The sequence below is a fragment of the Mobiluncus curtisii ATCC 43063 genome, assembly GCF_000196535.1.
GTDB classification, from domain to species: domain Bacteria; phylum Actinomycetota; class Actinomycetes; order Actinomycetales; family Actinomycetaceae; genus Mobiluncus; species Mobiluncus curtisii.
Genome location: NC_014246.1, coordinates 607,735 through 625,429, shown reverse-complemented (window position 1 = coordinate 625,429; position 17,695 = coordinate 607,735). Strand labels below are relative to the sequence as shown.

At 55.4% G+C, this 17,695-nt stretch carries 5 protein-coding genes; 4 read left to right on the top strand and 1 reads right to left on the bottom strand.

Annotated features, from left to right (window positions below):
* Window positions 1-47 precede the first annotated feature (47 nt).
* The 3 genes from HMPREF0573_RS02625 to HMPREF0573_RS02615 all read left to right on the top strand — a co-directional run bounded on the left by HMPREF0573_RS02625 (window position 48) and on the right by HMPREF0573_RS02615 (window position 14,155).
* Window positions 48-875, top strand: coding sequence for an HAD-IIA family hydrolase (locus tag HMPREF0573_RS02625; protein ID WP_013188812.1), 828 nt, complete (start codon window positions 48-50; stop codon window positions 873-875).
* A gap of 139 nt (window positions 876-1,014) precedes the next feature.
* Entirely contained in the window at window positions 1,015-1,875 is an 861-nt protein-coding gene (locus HMPREF0573_RS02620; RefSeq protein WP_041797902.1) for an exodeoxyribonuclease III, read from the top strand.
* Between the two features lie 115 nt (window positions 1,876-1,990).
* Window positions 1,991-14,155, top strand: a complete 12,165-nt coding sequence (locus HMPREF0573_RS02615) for a cell wall-binding repeat-containing protein (protein ID WP_236589761.1) — start codon at window positions 1,991-1,993, stop codon at window positions 14,153-14,155.
* A 595-nt stretch (window positions 14,156-14,750) separates the two neighbouring features.
* On the opposite strand, the gene HMPREF0573_RS02605 is transcribed toward HMPREF0573_RS02615, so the two are convergent.
* A complete protein-coding gene (locus tag HMPREF0573_RS02605; RefSeq protein ID WP_004007985.1) occupies window positions 14,751-15,869 on the bottom strand; it encodes an ABC transporter ATP-binding protein in 1,119 nt (372 codons plus the stop codon).
* 224 nt (window positions 15,870-16,093) lie between these two features.
* On the opposite strand from HMPREF0573_RS02605, the gene HMPREF0573_RS02600 reads away from it, so the two are divergent.
* Window positions 16,094-17,689: a serine/threonine-protein kinase gene (locus tag HMPREF0573_RS02600; protein WP_013188809.1), complete on the top strand. Its 1,596-nt coding sequence runs from the start codon at window positions 16,094-16,096 to the stop codon at window positions 17,687-17,689.
* Window positions 17,690-17,695 lie beyond the last annotated feature (6 nt).

The window sequence follows — 17,695 nt, the reverse complement described above, 5'->3', positions numbered from 1 at the left end:
ATGAGGGAAACACATTGAAAAGCCACACAGCTGACAAACTTGAAGCGATGATGGACGCGACTTTCGGCACGAAAGAGGAACGGGAAAAGGAAATCACTCCAGTTATGAAACCTATCAAGTACTGGCTCACCGACATGGACGGCGTATTGGTACACGAAACTAAAGCGATTCCGGGGGCAGCGGAGTTCCTGCAAGCCCTGCGGGACAAGGGTAGGGAATACCTGGTGTTGACCAATAACTCCGTCTTTACCCCTCGTGACCTCTCCGCGCGCTTAGAGGCCTCCGGGCTGGAGGTTCCCGAAGAACGTATCTGGACTTCCGCGTTGGCGACCGCCTCTTTCCTGAAAACCCAGTCCCCGAAATCTAGCGCCTATGTGGTGGGCGAAGCCGGTTTAACCACCGCCCTGTACCAGGCTGGCTATGTCATGACCTCCACAAATCCGGAATATGTGGTGTTGGGTGAGACGCGTTCCTACTCTTTTGATCAGATTGCAACCGCGGTGCAGCTCATCAGCAAGGGCGCCAAGTTTATCGCCACAAATCCTGACAAGACCGGTCCCACCAAGGACGGTCCCATTCCTGCCACCGGCGCAGTTGCCGCCATGATTACGGCTGCCACCGGCAAGAATCCGTACTTCATTGGCAAACCCAACCCGGTTATGTTCCGCACCGGCTTAAACAAGATTGGCGCGCACTCCGAAGAAACCGCCATGATTGGTGATCGGATGGAGACGGATATGCTGGCAGGGGTAGAGTCTGGCTTGCATACGTTCCTGGTGCTGACCGGCTCCACGCATCGTGAACACATCACTGATTTTTCATATCGACCTAACGAAGTCGTGGACTCGATTGCTGACATCATCGCGCGAGTGTAGCCTCACGGGGCGAGTCGTCCACGATTGATAGTTGGCGCGCGTTTAAGCTCTCGCAAAGGCTGCCCGAATTCAGTTATCCTTGCCCAGGAAAAACGGGAATTCGATAGACTGGGAAACGCTGATTTGTAGGGAGGTTACGGTGCGTATTGCGACTTGGAACGTGAATTCGATTCGCACTCGAGTGAATCGAGTGACGGCGTTCCTGGAACGTGAAAACATTGACGTTCTGGCGATGCAAGAAATCAAGTGCCGTAACGATCAGTTCCCCACCCTGGCTTTTGAAACTGCTGGCTACCAGGTGTTTGTCAACGGTCTGAATCAGTGGAACGGGGTAGCAGTGGCGGCACGCCAAGGGATTAGCGCCCACCTGCTGGGCACTGAGTTTTACGGCGCTATCGACCAACCGTACTTTTCCGTCCCGCCCAAACCGCCCCAGCTGGAACCACGAGTGTTGGGGGTACGTGTGGCCGGGGTGGAGTGCTGGTCCCTCTATGTCCCCAATGGTCGCGAAGTCGGTCATCTTCACTACCAATACAAGCTGAAATGGCTCGATTCTCTGCGTTCCCACGTGATTCGTACTCTGGATACAGATCCGGAGAGTTTGGGGCTATACCTGGGGGACTTCAACGTGGCGCCTCGTGATGAGGACGTGTGGGACCTGGCAGACTTTGCCGCGGCGACCCATGTTTCCGAACCGGAACGACAAGTGTTCGCCAAGCTCCTCGACCCCGACACGGTCGCCGATGCGGTCACCCTCCACGATGACCTTATCGGGGGTCTACCGGGAAACCTGACTGAAATCACGCGGAAATTTGCCCCCGGTTGGACCTATTGGGATTACCAACGCGCCCGTTGGCGGCGTAACCAGGGCATGAAAATAGACTTTGCCCTGGCTACCCCCCGTCTGGTTTCTCGAGTGACGGGCGCATATATTGACACAGCCGAACGTGATGGGGAACAGCCCTCCGACCATGCTCCGGTAATAGTCGATTTTGAATAGATTCCGTCAGTCATCTGACGTTCGGGCTTTCCCTCAGAAATTGCTCCACCCTGCCGATATTAATCGGATAGTGTGGATACTGCATCGTTAATTAAGTTAAGAGGGAGCAAGAGATTTGGGTATTCTACGTCGTATGACCGTGGCGGGGACAGCGCTGGCTTTGACCCTGATGGGACTGGCTTTGCCTACCAGGGCTATAGCGGAGGACCGTGCCGCTTATCCCGGTGCTATTGACCTACCAGCTTGGATTACCGACGGAAAACGTGAACCGATTAAATCCGATGCCTCCCCTCAAGATAACTGGGTGGTGACCGGGAAAGTCGTCACCTATCGCTCCGGGGAGCGCGCCGGTGCGAATGATGACCCGGGTGAGAAACTCGTTGCCGGAATCAATGTGTATGCTCGCTACCAGGCTAATAACGGAGCTTGGTCACCTGTTTTTAAAGCCACTACCAAAGATGCCTCCACAGATTCCAAGACTGGCAGACCCTCGAACTACGCCATCAAAATGCGCGACTTTGTTGATTACAACGGAGAATTGGGGCAATTCCGTCCCGGTGAGGGCAAAGCTCAGCGCCTACAGGTGTGGATTAACCCCGAACAGGTTCCAGGGTATCGACTGACTTTCTCGGAGCGTACCGGCGGGGTCGTACAAGGCTACTCCACTCCCAAAGATTTCAACTACCAGTTCAACCAAATGATGCAGTGGGGATATACTCCATTCGGTAAGTCCACCCAAGTGTCCCAGATGAATATCGGTCTCATTAGAGTCGCAAACTCTGCGGATGAGCTGGACCTTGGTAACGGGGTAAATATTGAGCCTTCTTTGCCTAGCGCTTCCGCGAAAAAAACTTTGAAAGGTTACGTGCGCTGGGAGAACCAAACCCTGAACCGGGGAGGTGGCAACGCCTATGTCGGGCGTCCCAACATCGAGGATTATCCGGTTAATACTCCAGTCGTAGATTACGTAGTGGTCGCAGCCGTAAAAGATAAAAACGGTGCTGTTGAAGCCCGCTGCACCACCACTACGGAGGTGCCAAACGACGATGGGAAATCCCCCAACTGGCAAATTAATTTTCGCCAAGACGTCGATGTTAAGAACATGAAGTTCCAGGTATTCAAAGGGGACTGTCGGCCGGGAAACGTCAGACTCGAAAGATTGCCGATGCGCATGGGTTATTGGAGCCCGTTCCCCACCACGGTAGATAGCTGGGGAACCCCGTTGGAGTCCACCCTCGGCAGTGCAAATCGTGGTTGGACCGGACTGCCGGGGACGTGGGCAAATAACGTCCGGGTATTGTTGCGTCCCCTGCAAATGGAGTTGACCCCCCACGGCACCAATTCGGGTCCGGATGCGGGCACTCAATCTTTCTATGGGGATACAGTCACAGTGGATTACAGCCGGTTGCCGCTGAACACGCCACTGGTGGCGCGTCTGTACACCGGAAAGTTGAACGATGACGGATCGGGACGTCCTATCGATTCCATAAATTTTAAAGCAACAGGTGAAAAAGGCACCGGGTCGCTGACTTTTAACACGCCACTGAAGGGCGACACATTTCAGGAATACTGGGTCGACGTGGTTCCCCAGAAGATTGATAAAAATCCGGAACTGCAGGTGTTGGCATCCCAAAGTTTCCTGTATAAGCCTATTCGGCTGGGAATTAATAGCGGAAAGGTGAACGAAACTGGAGCTTACACGATTTATCAGAAAGCTCCGGATGCCACTTCCAGCGGAGTCAAGCTCACTGAGTGTCAGGTGATTTCAAAGGAACCTATCGATGCCACCACGCGGCAAGATTCCCTGCCTTCCAACTTAAAACGGGACACTTCCGCAGGCAGTAACGGATGTACGTTACAAGGCGTACCGGAGAAATCTGGGACTTACTCGCTGTGGGTCAGGTTCAACTTTACCGACGGCTCCGGCAAGAATCATACCATCGTGCAATATCTTCCTTGGAAAGTCGCTCCACGTCTAAAGCCGCAGATAGAATCGGGAACTCCGGATTCGGAAATGAATAAATTCTCTCCGCTGGAAAAATTCCCTGCCATTGGAGTGCCATATTCCGGTTTGGTTTCTCCCTATGCGGATTGGCAAGGTCGGCACTTCACCTATCAGGTATTTGATTCTGAACCGGGTGCCAGCAGTGTCGCTCTGGAGCCTGCAGCGGATGGAATGGTTAGTCTGCGGGATGGAAGTGTTGATAGTGGGTTAAGGTTTGACCCGGCTACCGGTCAAGTCACCGGCACGACTCAAGCGGGCAAATCCGCCGTTTTTTGGGTGAAAGCTACCGACGAGGATGGTGGAGTCACCCCTGCTGAAAAGTTTGAGATTCACCCCGGCTCGCCCTTGATTTTGCAGCGCGCCCAGTTGCCCACCGGCTCTAGTGGTAGCGAGTACCAGAACGCGAACGGAACCCCGATTGTGATTTGGGTTTCCGGTGGGCAGCCCACGACCGATAAATTGACGGTCAGTGGTGGTCCTGAGCTGTCCCGCAATACCTACTCTAATGTTGAAATTCTGGGGATCTATGATGGTGAGAATCACAAGGTAAACACCACCGATATTGGCGGAATAAACTGTTCTACCCAAACTTCGGGCAACGGTAAATATATTCTCTGTTCGGGCCAGCCCAAGGTGTCTCAAGTCACCACCTATTACCTGCAGGTGAAATACACAGATAGTGCTGGTCGTACCCTCGACGGATCCAAATACAACCTGCCCCAGATCAAAGGCCTGTCGACCCTGTCCGGGGCAGAGGGCTGGCTAAAGATGACGCTGCTGCCAAAAATCACAGTTGATACTAGCTCTGACCCCAACGTAACCAGTATGGAACTGCCCGATGGTACGAAAGGATTGAGTTACGGACCGCAGGACGTTAAGAAATATCTGTCGGGCGGTACCGGGAACTTCGCGAATTATACTTTCAGCGCAGCCGGTTTACCGGCTGGTTTAACCATGGACGCCAATGGTGTAATCACTGGTAAGCCTGTGGAAACTACCACGCTAAACGGGGCGGCGGTTACGGTTTACCTGCGGGGCAAGGACGGCACCGCGGCGGAACGCTCCTCGACGTCCGTCAACTTCACGCTGCGAATCAAGACTGATTTCAAGGCGGTAAAGGATGTTCTGTCCGCGACAGCACGGGGAGGAAATACCTACACTTCCAGAGAGCCGCTGCTTGACATGAGTTCTGCCGGAATTACTGGTGGGGTATCTCCCTACAGTTACAAACTGCAATACAAGTACAGCGAAAACGATGATTGGCAGAATGCCGCCCTTTCCGGGGGGCGCTACCAGGTTCCCAATGCGGATGGTAACCCTTCCGGTCTGTTGCTGGATAGCAACGGCAAACTGGTGGGGGCAACTATGGGCAAAGACTCTTTCCCTCAGCTGCGGGTGGTGGTGACCGATGCTGATACAGTTTCTTGCCAACAGGGATGTCCGGTAAACGTCGGCTTAAACCTGAAACGAGTCGATGACCGACGCCCCAGCGTGGTCGAGGGGGCTTCTCTCACCGTAAACGTAGGGGAAACTGCTACGGGGGCTTTACCGGTAAATGATCCCTCAGGCACGCCCCAAAAATATACAGTCACAGACGCGGTACTGCCGAGGGGAGTCGCTCTCACAGTTGATGAAGACACTGGAGCCTACACCTTAACTGCAACCCATGAGACGAAAGCAGACAATAGCGGTTCCGTCACCCTGTCTGTCACTGGCGCTAACGGCGCGAAAGCTGAGGTAATTTTGCGGGTTCACGTGATGGACCAACGCATCCCGCAGACAAATAATAACGTCGCGATCAGTCTGGAACAGGGCATTCCAGTTCCTGCTACAGCGAAGGTGTCCGGGGCGGTTGACGCGGCGCATTCTCCCGAAATCAAGTGCTTTGTGCCCGCAAACTACGCCTCTGGTGATTGCCCCACTACGGCACAAAAACTGCCCGGACTGGTTGGGGTCACCCTGAAACCGAACGGGACGCTCACCGGCACCCCGGTTAAGGGCGATGTTGGGGAACACCAGGTTCCATTGAAAGCGTTGGGGGTGAATGGCAAATGGTCGGCTGAGTTTAGCACGACAATGACCGTCTCGCCCTCCACCCTGGTATTCGAGCCAGGATTGGCGCCGGGTGGTACCACCGGACAGCCTTATGAGTGGACCTTTAGTCCCGCCACCGGCGCCGAGGGTCTCACCAAGCAATACCTAGTTCTAGATCCGAACGGTCATCCTGTTGACGGTTGTACCGTGAACAACCACGGGAGCAAACCGAAACTCCAGTGTGATGCGAACGCGCTACAGAACAAGGTAACTTACACTTTGCGAGTGAGTGCTGGAACTGGCGACGTTGCAGTCAACATTGACCGGGCATTTACCCCAGCGATTTATCCACCGCTGAAATTTGGAAGCTACACCTTGCCCAGTGCCGCCGTTAAAGCGGTATATCGCCGGAATGACGGCAGTACATTCAGTTTCACCGCTGCGGGGGGTAGTGGCAGCTACGGATTTAGTTTCCAAGCTGGCTCTAAACACCGGAAAGCTACACCTCCGTCCAGCTGTACCGGATGGGCCTTGTATACCACAAACGATGAGTACTCGGGGCTGTGTCTGGAATCTGACGGGCGTATCACCGGAACCCCAACTGTGGCTGGAGTTATTGATTTCTCCAAACTGGAGGTCCTTGATAGCGCGCAGCATCGCGCCGGACTGCCCACAGATGTAGAGAAAATGCTGGTTATAAACCCGCCACTAGAATTCACTACGCCGTGTGTAAAGCCGACGTCCGGCACCGATTACCCGTGCCAGGGCGAAAGGAATCAACCGGTCGCAGCGAACGGAAAACTTAAGATTGCCACCGTGTCCGGCGGTGCTACGCCTTACCGCAATCTGCGGGTGGAAGGTCTGGAGGCCTATAACGCCGGAGCCGCTAGCTCAACCCCGAAGTTACGTGCTGAATGGTGTGATGGCAACCAGACATCCAACACCGTCGGAGACATCTGTTTGACTGGGACGTGGTCCAAGACGATGTCGCCCGGATCCTCCCTGAACATTTCCGTGACCGGGGCGGCAGGACGGACCGTCACGGTGGAAGTATTTATCCCGGTATCCACCGACCTGAAATTCACCGATAAGCCGTCCGGTGCTTTGCCCAGGGGAGTGACCCTGGAACAAGCCACCAATGGTGGTAAACCTGGCAATATCAGCGATACCGCCTGGGACAGTGTGAAAGATAACGTTAAATCGGGTCTGCCCACTGTGGGTATTAGCTTGGACAAGGACGCCGTAAAGGACGGTAATAGTGGAGGCGTTCCAGCTTTGGTTAAGGGTGGGGTCGGTCCTTACACTTATCTGACCGTGCCCTGCGACAACACCGATGCATCCGGTAACTGTGCCCTAGGGGACACGGGTTTGTTCTTGGACAAGTCCACGGGTCAGCTCGTGGGCACTCCGAAACCCGGTACCAGCGCTGCTGTAGTGGTGAGCGTTACCGATTCGGATTCCCCGGCGCAAACCAAGAAATCCAACCTGGTGTTTTCTATCGCGGATACCCGAAAGCCAGTGGTGCGCGCGACCAAGATAAACGCCGAGGTTGACACCGCTGTGCACCAGGTCATACCGGTTAATGACGGCTCCGGGCAATACCGGAGCATCTCAGATTCGGGCAAACCTAGGTGGATGAGTCTCACGCTGACCAATAATGTACTGACCGTTACAGGAACGCCCGAGTCAGGCGACGTCACAAGGGCAGATGGCACGTTTAGTGTGCAGGTGACGGATGCGAACGGTAATGTCAGCGAGTCGGCCACCATTACTTACACCGTTGAGGATAACCGTGTCCCGGACTTGAGCAGTCTGACGAACGGCTCCAGCAGGGACTTGACTGGAACGGAAGGTCAAGGTATCCAAGGTTGGACACCCCTGCCTAAAGATGCAGCCGGTTACGGTCCAAAGATTACAAAATGGAAGGTTGAGGGGCTGCCTCAGGGGGTAACCTTCAACCCCGCCACCGGCACGCTTTCGCCCAATAAGATTGCTTCTGGTGAATCGGGGACCTACCCCATCACCATTACTGCCACGACCGAAAACGGTAAGACCGCCACCATTGTGAAGACACTGGAAGTACGGGCTTCTGACCTGACAGTCACGGAAAGTAAAGTCCAGAATCTGACCGGGGGACAACTGACCAGCCCCGTCACGGTAGCGACCGTGAGTGGCGGAGCTGGCAACTACGGCTTAGACGTGCAGGGGTTGCCGAATGGCGTTACCGCGGAACTTGATAACAGTGGCAACATTGTACTGAAAGGTACAATACCTGCGGGGAATAACGACTTCCCCGTGACGTTTACTGTAAGGGATGCGGACGGGGTGGAGCGGACTCTCACCCGCACCTTGCACATCGGCGCGGGATTGTCTGTCGCCAAGACCACCATGCCCACTGCCACCATTGGTAAGGCATATGAGCAGCGCTGCTTGGGAGTTTCTGGGGGAACCGAGCCTTATGGAATTAGTGGAACTCTGAACGGCTTGCCCGAGGGTATGGCACTGGCGGCAAATGCTGGCGGCAAGGACATTTGCTTGACAGGCACGCCCTCCGGCAACGCAGGAGCGTTTACGGTTACTTTCACCTTGCAAGATTCTGCCACCAATCCGCCAGCAACCAAAGAGGTGACACTTACCATTCCGGTGAACGACGAGTTCACCGCAAACAGACCAACACCGCCTATGGGCAACTTGTATGTGGGCAGTAAAACTACTGACTTTACTCCCACGGAGGGTAAGGGTGACACCTGTTATGGACTGGACGCGTCTGGAGCGTGCCAGAAAGCCAAGTTTACCTATTCGGCGTCTGGCTTGCCCGCGGGGCTGTCCATTAATCCTCAGACTGGGGTGATTTCCGGTACGCCGACGGAGCCGGTAAAGAACCGGGAGATTAGCGTGACGGTAGCTTCCAACGCGCCTGGTGGCGATGCGGTAACCCAAACATTCATGATTACGGTGGCTTCGGCATTTTCCAACCCGGAAAATCAGTTCCACATGCCATCTGCAGCCAGCTCAACTAGTCTGGACGGAAACGGCACGGTTAAGAACGACAGCAACCAGGTACTGTCCGCTCCGGAGATTAAGAAAAACGGACAAGTTATTGCGACAGGAAAGTACTCCATCCATGGCGGTACCCCTGACTCGCAGGGGAACTATCCACTGGGCGATACCGGTCTGGCTTTGACTCCGGACGGGAAACTTGTCGGCACTCTCAAACCCGGACAGCCCCTGGCAGCTGGCAACGACGGCACTTTTGGCCTTGGGTCATACGCTGTGGTTCTTCAGGATGACGCTGGCGGTGACCAGATTGGTCCTCAGACGATTGCATTTACCGTGACCGATACGCGCAAGCCTGCTATTACGGTAACCAGCGCCACTGTTGAGGTCGGGCAAGCAGCCGATATCAGCATTGGGGTGACCGGTGGATCTGGAAAGATTGACACGGTCGAACTAATGAGTTGTAACCCAGGCAACAACAACGTGAGAGTGGATGGAGCCACAATCAAGGTGTTGGCAGCTGCTTTTACCAAAGGTGGAACTACGGCCTGCCAGGTTAAAATCACGGACCACAACGGTCTAGCCAAGACTGAACCGTTCACTATTAAGGTCAACGATAGCCGTCTGCCGAAGTTTAACGCGAGCAATCGGGAACGCTACGCTTGGCAAGGTCTGGATTTCGCCAAAGTCACTTTGGGGAGTAATACTAAACCGGGCATTCCGGTGATGACGTGGCTGGTCGACCCTGCCACCGACGCTTCGGCAGCGCCGCTAAAGACAGTAACAATTGCTGGCTTGCCCGAAAATTTCAAAGTTACCTCCCAAAATGGAACAGTTACTGAGAACTCCGGAGCTTACACGTGCAGCAACCCAGCAGATTGCACCATTGTGGGTTATGCTGCCAAAAATGTCATCGGGATACCGTTCTTTACCCTCACGATTACGGCAAACACCCAGAACTCGGAGCGGCAACCGACCAACCTCACCGCCAGAAAGTCGATACCGCTGCGCGTGTTTGCCTCCCCACTCCAGCTAAACACCAAAACTCCTGTCGGTATGATTCGCGGCGCAGCCAACTATAACTCCCCGATCGGCACAGTCGACTATCTGGGCGGAACCATTACTCCGACTACATCGGCGGGACAGGCTTTTCTCAACAGCCCTAGCGCCTGGGACGGCACTTACGCCTTAGACAACGCCAACTACGATATTGTGAAGGTCACGGCGTACAACCGCAACGGAACAAGTTCAGAAGTGTCGGGACACGGTCTGACCATAACCGCCGCAAACTCTGTTGCTGCAGCGATGCCAACGGGAAGCCAGAAGGCGCAAACCTTGACGCTAAGCTCCGCAGGCACTGATGCTATCCCGCGGGGAACCACTTCCCTGGCGGTCGAACTGAAAGTCACAGATGGACACGGAATTGTGCGTAGCGCCACCGTGAACATTCCGGTGGTGCAAAAGCTGGAATGGGCTGGTCCGCCGTTTAATCGTGCCGACTCCACGGTGAAACTGGATACCATCGGGGTGCAAGGCGCACCCTATCCGGCGTATTACGCCCAAGCCAAGGGTGGGGACGGCAGCTTCAGTACCTCTCTCGCTGAGGAAACTGTTGCCATTCGGACTGCTGTGGATGCTGACGCGAAAGCCAAGTTCAATGGCGGAACCAGCTATACCGGGTACAAGGGTATTACCCCGGTGTATTGCAAAGCGCAGGGCAAGATTCAATCTGATACTCGCCCGAAGTGCTTCCCCATTCCCGGCTTGGGCGGGACTATTCCTGCAGATAATGCCTGGAACAATCCGCTGACGGCTGACCATCAGGGTCTGTTTATGCTCTCTAACGGGAAACTCTCCGGGTCTATCCCCGTAGATGCCGCCACCGGCGTCCATACCGCTCAGGTCTTGGTCATTGACGGCTCCGACCAGCTGATCAAAAAGACTTTCTCTATTAAGGTTGAAAAGAAACTGACCCTGACCATAGATAATAATAATGAGTTGCCAAAAGGTAAGAAGGGTGTCTGTTACGGCTCCACCACGGTGAAACCTGATGGCGACGGAAAATGCCCCACCACGGGAGACGGTTCCGGGGTTCAGGTTGGCACCTATGGCGGTACCAATGGTATTACCGCGAAGTGTGAACTTATCCCGCAGGTAGCCGGACTTAAGGTCACCTGTACCGGAGGCAAAGTCACGATTTCTGGTGCCCCGACCCAAACTTATGACGGCAACGCCACTGTCAAAGTCGCCTTGACCGGTGGCGCGGGTCAGAGTGTGGAAAAGACTGTGCCGTTGTTGATTGAAACTGACATGATTTTCAAAGACCACTCCGCCATTGGCGCCGACGTCAAAGTGGAAACCCAACTGGATGGCACGCAAAAAATCGAGGTCAACACCACTGCTGACGGAAACAAATTCCCCAAGGTGAAGCTGGACATTGAGGGAGGGGTGCCACCATACACCTACCACGTAGAAAACAGTGATGGTTCAGCGGTTTCACCCGTACCTTGCCCCGCAGGTGTAACAAGCACGACTAGCAAGCCGATAATGTGCTACCCCATCGGCACCACCGGTCTGGTTCTAGACTCAGAGGGTAACGTCCACGGCACTCCCATTCCTGGTGGCAATGCGGACGGAAAGCTCGTCGTCGCGGACTCCGACACAACCTCGCGCACTAAGAAAGCCGCTATCACGGTGAATATTGCCGACCAGCGTCCTCCACAGGTCTACGACCTCACTATTAACACGACTGTAGGTGCAACCTCCTTGAGTGGTTCTACCCAACTGGTAGCAGAGGATCCGCAAAACCCGACGGTTGACCCCAGCAGCTCGAATTGGACCCCCGAACAAGTCAGAGCTGCGAGTCAAAAAGGCTTCCACGCCAAAGAACCGGTCAATACGCTGGGAACGGTAAAAGGTTGCTCGGCGAGTTCTCTGCCGAACTGGTTGACGCTCGGATCTAACGGGGCGATTTCCCTGGTCAATGGCGAGCAAGTTCCGATTGCGGCGGCGGGGCAAACGCTGCGGTTCTGTGTGTGGTACGTAGGTCCCAACGGAGTCAACGCTCCGAAACCCGCTGTGGTTAGCGTGAACGTCACCGACCAACGCCGCGTAACTATCGACAGTGGAAACGGTGGCACCAAGGAGGTCAAGATTGGTAAGCCGGTGAACCCGGACCCAACTACGCTGGTGGAGGCTAAAATCCCAGCTGACATGGTAGGTAACACCAGTAAACCTATCACGGTTAAGAAACTCAACCCCAACGGAACCGCTTGTGCCGGCAACGATTGCAAGTTCACCTCTGACAGTGCCGGCTTTACCGACAAGAGTATCGATGGTCTCACCGTCACCGGATTGAACTGCACAGGGAGCGCCGATCCGCGCAGCTGCTCGGTTACCGTCACAGGCACCCCGACCCCTCAGGCAGCCGGGAATCATCAGCTGTCCTACCAGGTCATCCTGCCTAACGGGCAGACCCAGATTATTTCCCACACAATTTACATCCCGCCCTACGACCTGGCGTTGAGTGTGGAACCGATGAGCCCGGCGGTCGGGGGACTGGAATATCTCCAAACGTCCAAGCCCGTTCTGGCTGTGGGAGGTTCAGGCAAATACTGGTTCCAGCTCTGGGATCCGAATTACCCGGTAGCTGACGCTTCTGACCCGAGCAATAAAGCGAAGGTTGGGAACATGGACTTGGTGACTACTGACAACCAGGTGAAACTGAAGTGGATTCCCACTACGGTCGACCTTGCACAAGCGCAACAGGGTAACGTTCCGGTCACCATCACCGTGTGGGATAAGGATGCCTGTCACATGCGACCAGCAGACCTGGTTGAGAACAAACCGGGACCGGCTAGTTGCCCCTACCAGGTCACCAAGACGGTTAAAATCCCCGTACATGCTGCCCCTGAAACTGCGGAAATTAACGTCCCGGATGTCACGGAAGGCACCCGCACCCCCGCCCCGTCGGTTTACACCGGCAGCGGCAGACCGGAACTGACACTGCTTAACACTGTGCCGACTGGCAACGAGGACTTATTTGAGTTCGACGCGAACTCGGGTGTCGTCACCTTGAAAGCGAGCGCGCGTCCCGGCACTTATACCGCTGTGATTCGTCTTACTTTGCCGGGTGTTGCCATCCCGTTTTACCGTAACGTGACCTTTACGGTAAAAGAGAAAACCGTCACCGGTCCCACCCCCACCCCAAACCCACAACCCGGCTACGGCTCGAGCGCTGCAGGTAATTCTGGTGCGGTCTATGACGATTTAGTGTTACGTCATGGGGGACGTGACCGGATTGGTACGTCTCTGGAAGTGCTGGATTACTTTAGCGAGAGATTCGCTACGCCCAGCTTATCGAAACAGAACGCTGTGCCGGCTTACAGCGAGTATGCTGGCAAGGTGAATCGTCCGTGGTCAGATACGGCGGTTTTGGTGCGCGACGATGACTATCCTGACGCTTTGGTCGCGGGTCCCTTGGCGGCTAACTACAACGCGCCAATTCTGATGACCCCGTCTAAACGGGTCCCGCAGCGAGTTGTGGAGACTTTGCGCAGACACGGATTTACGAAAGTTATCCTGGTGGGCAATTCCAGTGCTATCAGTGCCGGGGCGGTATCCCAATTGCAAAATGCTGGCTTCCAGGTGCAGCGCCTGGGCGGTCAGGACCGTTACCGAACCGCGGGAGTCGTCGCTGATCACCTGTTGGCGTCACGCGGTCGGGATAAATCCGACGTGTACCTGGCGACCGGTGTCGACTTCCCGGATGCTTTGAGCGCATCCTCTGCCGCTATCAAGAATGCCGGTGTGGTGCTGCTGACTCCTCGCCGGACTGTGGATGGAACCAGTCAAGGGTGGATGAACTCAGCCAAGACTGCGAAGGTAGTCGCAGTAGGTGGACCGGCGGTAACAGCCGCCGAACGGTCGGTGCATCTCGATGAGAAGCAGGTGGGTGCCGACAGGTACGAAACTGCGCAAAAGGTCGCTTCGGCTTACTTCCCGCCGAATCCGGGACGCATCGCTGTCGCTACCGGCAAGGACTTCCCCGACGCGACCCTGGCAGCGTCTCTGACTGCCCGTACCGGCGCGCCTTTGGTGTTGACCAGGGTGAACACCTTAACTAAACCTACTACCCAATTCCTTACCCGGAATCGTGCCAGTGTCCGCAAGGTTGACCTGGTCGGGGGGACCAGAGCGGTTTCTGAGAAAGTGCGTGGTGAAATCTATCACGCCCTGCGTTAATTTCCTGGATGTAGCGTGAAATAGCAAAGAGCAGGTTTTGTACTGTTAAGTACAAAACCTGCTCTTTGTGTCCGGGAAGCGTGCTGGATTCGTTTGGTTTCTGAGACGGGGTCAGTTTTTTGACCCGGTGTTGAATATAGCTAGCGATGATTTTCTCGGGACGCATCAGGTTTCGCCGCGGTCAGTGGGGTAAGCATTGGCGGTAAAAAACTGGGCGATTCTGGATGCCAGAATCGCCCAGTTTCAACCGGCGGGTGGTTGGGTTTTGGTGGTGTTGATTACCTGCCGGTTGAGGGGGTTTATTCAAATAGCTTTCACAGTTGGGATGGAGCGGCATTGCGAACTGCCAACGCCATCGGAACCGTTTTCAAATTTACCCGTTTCACTCATAAACAGCAACTAAACTCGTCCGACCTGGCTGTTGCGTAAATGACTGAAAGCTCTTGAATTGAGCGGGGTCTTCCACGAAAAATGCGTGTCAAAATTACATGGGTGGTTCCCGCCTATGCGACGGGAACCACCCAGATTAGTTTGCGTAATTCGCCGAAATGCGACCCGACCTCATGCGCTGACCGGTGCGCATCCGGCGCGCGATTTAGTCGGGCAGACGCTTGCCGGTGGCGGCGCTAAATACATGCTGATGACCGGGGGTAATCCGCACATTCATGACGCTTCCAGGCTTCGGAGCGGTACGTGGAGGTACCCGCACGACCAGGTGATCTTCTGTGACCGAACCCGAAGTTCCCTGTTCCGCACCGTCGAGGTGACCGTAGACGTAGCCGTCCGAACCGAGTTCCTCGATGATGTCCACCACGATGGGCATCACGCCATCGCCGGTGTCGGTGGTGATTTCCAAGTCCTCGGGACGGAACCCAATCGTGACCTCGCCACCGTCAGCGTCGGTTAGAGCGCTGCGCTGCGCGGCGGAAATCGGCAGGGAGGCGCCGTAGAGAACCGCTTCTTCGCCTTCCACCTTGAACTTGCGCAGGTTCATGGAGGGAGATCCGATGAAACCTGCCACAAAGTCATTTTCGGGGTGCTGGTAAAGCTCATCTGGGGACCCGACTTGTTGCAAAATGCCGTCCTTAAGCACGGCAATCCGGTCGCCCATGGTCAGGGCTTCGGTTTGATCGTGGGTCACGTACAGAGTGGTCACTCCCAGTTTGCGTTGCAAGGACGCAATCTGGGTACGGGTCTGCACGCGCAGTTTTGCGTCCAAGTTCGACAGTGGTTCGTCCATCAGGAACACTTGGGGCTTACGCACGATGGCACGACCCATGGCCACGCGCTGACGCTGACCACCGGACAGGGCTTTCGGCTTGCGATCCAGGTATTCGGTCAAGTCCAAGACCTTGGCTGCTTCCTCGACGCGCTTAGTAATTTCGTCTTTCGGAGTGCCCGCAATCTTCAGCGCAAAGCCCATATTGTCTCGCACTGTCATATGCGGGTACAGGGCGTAGTTTTGGAATACCATCGCAATATCGCGATCTTTGGGCTGCACATCGGTAACGTCCTTGTCGCCAATCAGAATGCGTCCGGAGTTGACTTCTTCCAAACCTGCCAGCATTCGCAGCGAAGTAGATTTACCGCAGCCGGAGGGACCGACCAAGACCAGGAATTCGCCGTCTGCAATTTCCAAATTAAGCTCATCCACCGAAGGGGTGGTGTTGCCCGGATAGATACGTGTTGCTTTGTCGAAAGTAACAGTTGCCATAATAATTTAATCCCTTCACCGGCGGGTACGCGCCGGACGATCCGTTGTAAAGGCTGGATATGAAAATTTGTCGGCAACGGCGCCGACCTGACCATTATTCCAGATTCGCGCGTTCTTTTTCAGGTTTTTATGCACAAGATTTTTGGGGGTGGGTTGACGGGCACAGGTTCGTTCCGATTAGTGGTGTAGGGAAGCTGAGGCGGGGGTTGGTTATACTCGATTACATGAGCGCAAACGCCGAGTTATTGGGTGCCGAGATAGGCGGGTATGTCTTGGAGCGCCGGCTCGGGACAGGTGCCTCCGCCACGGTCTATCTGGCCCGTGACGGTGCCGGTAATCCGGTGGCGTTTAAACTGTTGGCTCCCGACGCTGATTTGGGGCAGCGCGATGGTGACGCTCGAGAGCGGCTTCGTTCCGAGGCGTTAAGTTTGAAACGGGTCAAAGTTCCTGGGGTAGCTGCTGTGATGGACCTGGAAGTCGACGGGGTAGATGCTTTTATTGTTACGGAATACGTCCCCGGTCCGACCCTGGCGGAGGATGTGCGGGTTTCCGGCGCTTGGCAGCGCGAGGACGCTTTGGAACTGGGGAACCTGCTGGCTGACACTCTGCGCGCAGTGCATGAATCCGGGATTTGCCACCGTGACATCAAACCTGCCAACGTGATTCTTGGACCGAACGGTCCAGTGCTGATTGACTTTGGGATTTCTTCCGTTCTGGAAAATACCAGCGGGCTGACACGAACCGGTTTGGTGGTAGGAACTCCCGGATTTATATCACCGGAGATTATCGAGGGACAAAAGGCGGGTTTTGCTGATGACTGGTGGGCGTTAGCGGCATTGCTGCTGTTTACTCTGACTGGGCGACCTCCCTTTGGAACCGGCTCGCCGACGGTGATTATCTCGCGGGTGCTGGCTGGGAACCCCGACGTGGAAGGGTTGGAAGTGCCCGTGGCGGAGGGCTTTCGCCGCGCTTTGGCTCCCCAGGCTCGGCGTAGCGTGGATTTCGCTGAGCTGCTCCGAGTCGTCGAGTTTGGCGCGAACAGTGCGGAAACCGCTACGACCGCGCTTTTGACCCCGGCGGTTCCGAGCGAACCGGGATACACGGTGGTGATACCCCAAGAATTGAATGGTCGGTACAATCTTGCGGGGGTGGAGAGTCTCTCTGCCAGGATGGAATCCGCTCCGGAATGGTCTGCGGATGAAACTGGCGAAGTGGCTGTCACCTGGGGGAATGTGGATTTGCCAAATCCCTCGACGAGCGTAGATTCCGAGTCTTTCGCCAGTGTTGCTACGGGTGAACCCGGCGTCAAGCAAACCCCCGGTATGCTGCCTTTCCTGGGACTGGTTGGCGCGCTCGCTTGGACCGTGTGGGTTCCGTGGCAACCGGCAGTTTCCGGAATTATCGCGGTGCTCGGCTTTTGGGTGGCGGCAGTGGCGGGCTGGCATTGGCGTTCGACCCGGAAAATTCTTTCGTTGCCCGGAGCTTGTATCAAAGGCTTGGTTAGCACCATACCCGCTGCTGTTATTTTGGCGGTGGCGCTGCTTACAGTGGAGGAAATCCTTTACGGTCATAGAATCATGCTGCCCTCCGCGCTGCCCGACACCGTCACACTTTTTAGAACAAGCGTTCCAAAAAGTGTTTATGTCGCACAGGGTCTGTCCGGGGTGGCGCTGCTGACGGCGTGGTGGATTCCGCTCAGCGTCCCGCTGCGGATTGGTGCCAGGCGAGTGCTGCGGGCAGTTTTACCCACTCCGATGCGGCGTCTCATCTTGGGGTTGGCACTAGCGGGATTGGTCGCCGTTGTTTTCGTTCTGGCTTGAGATGGA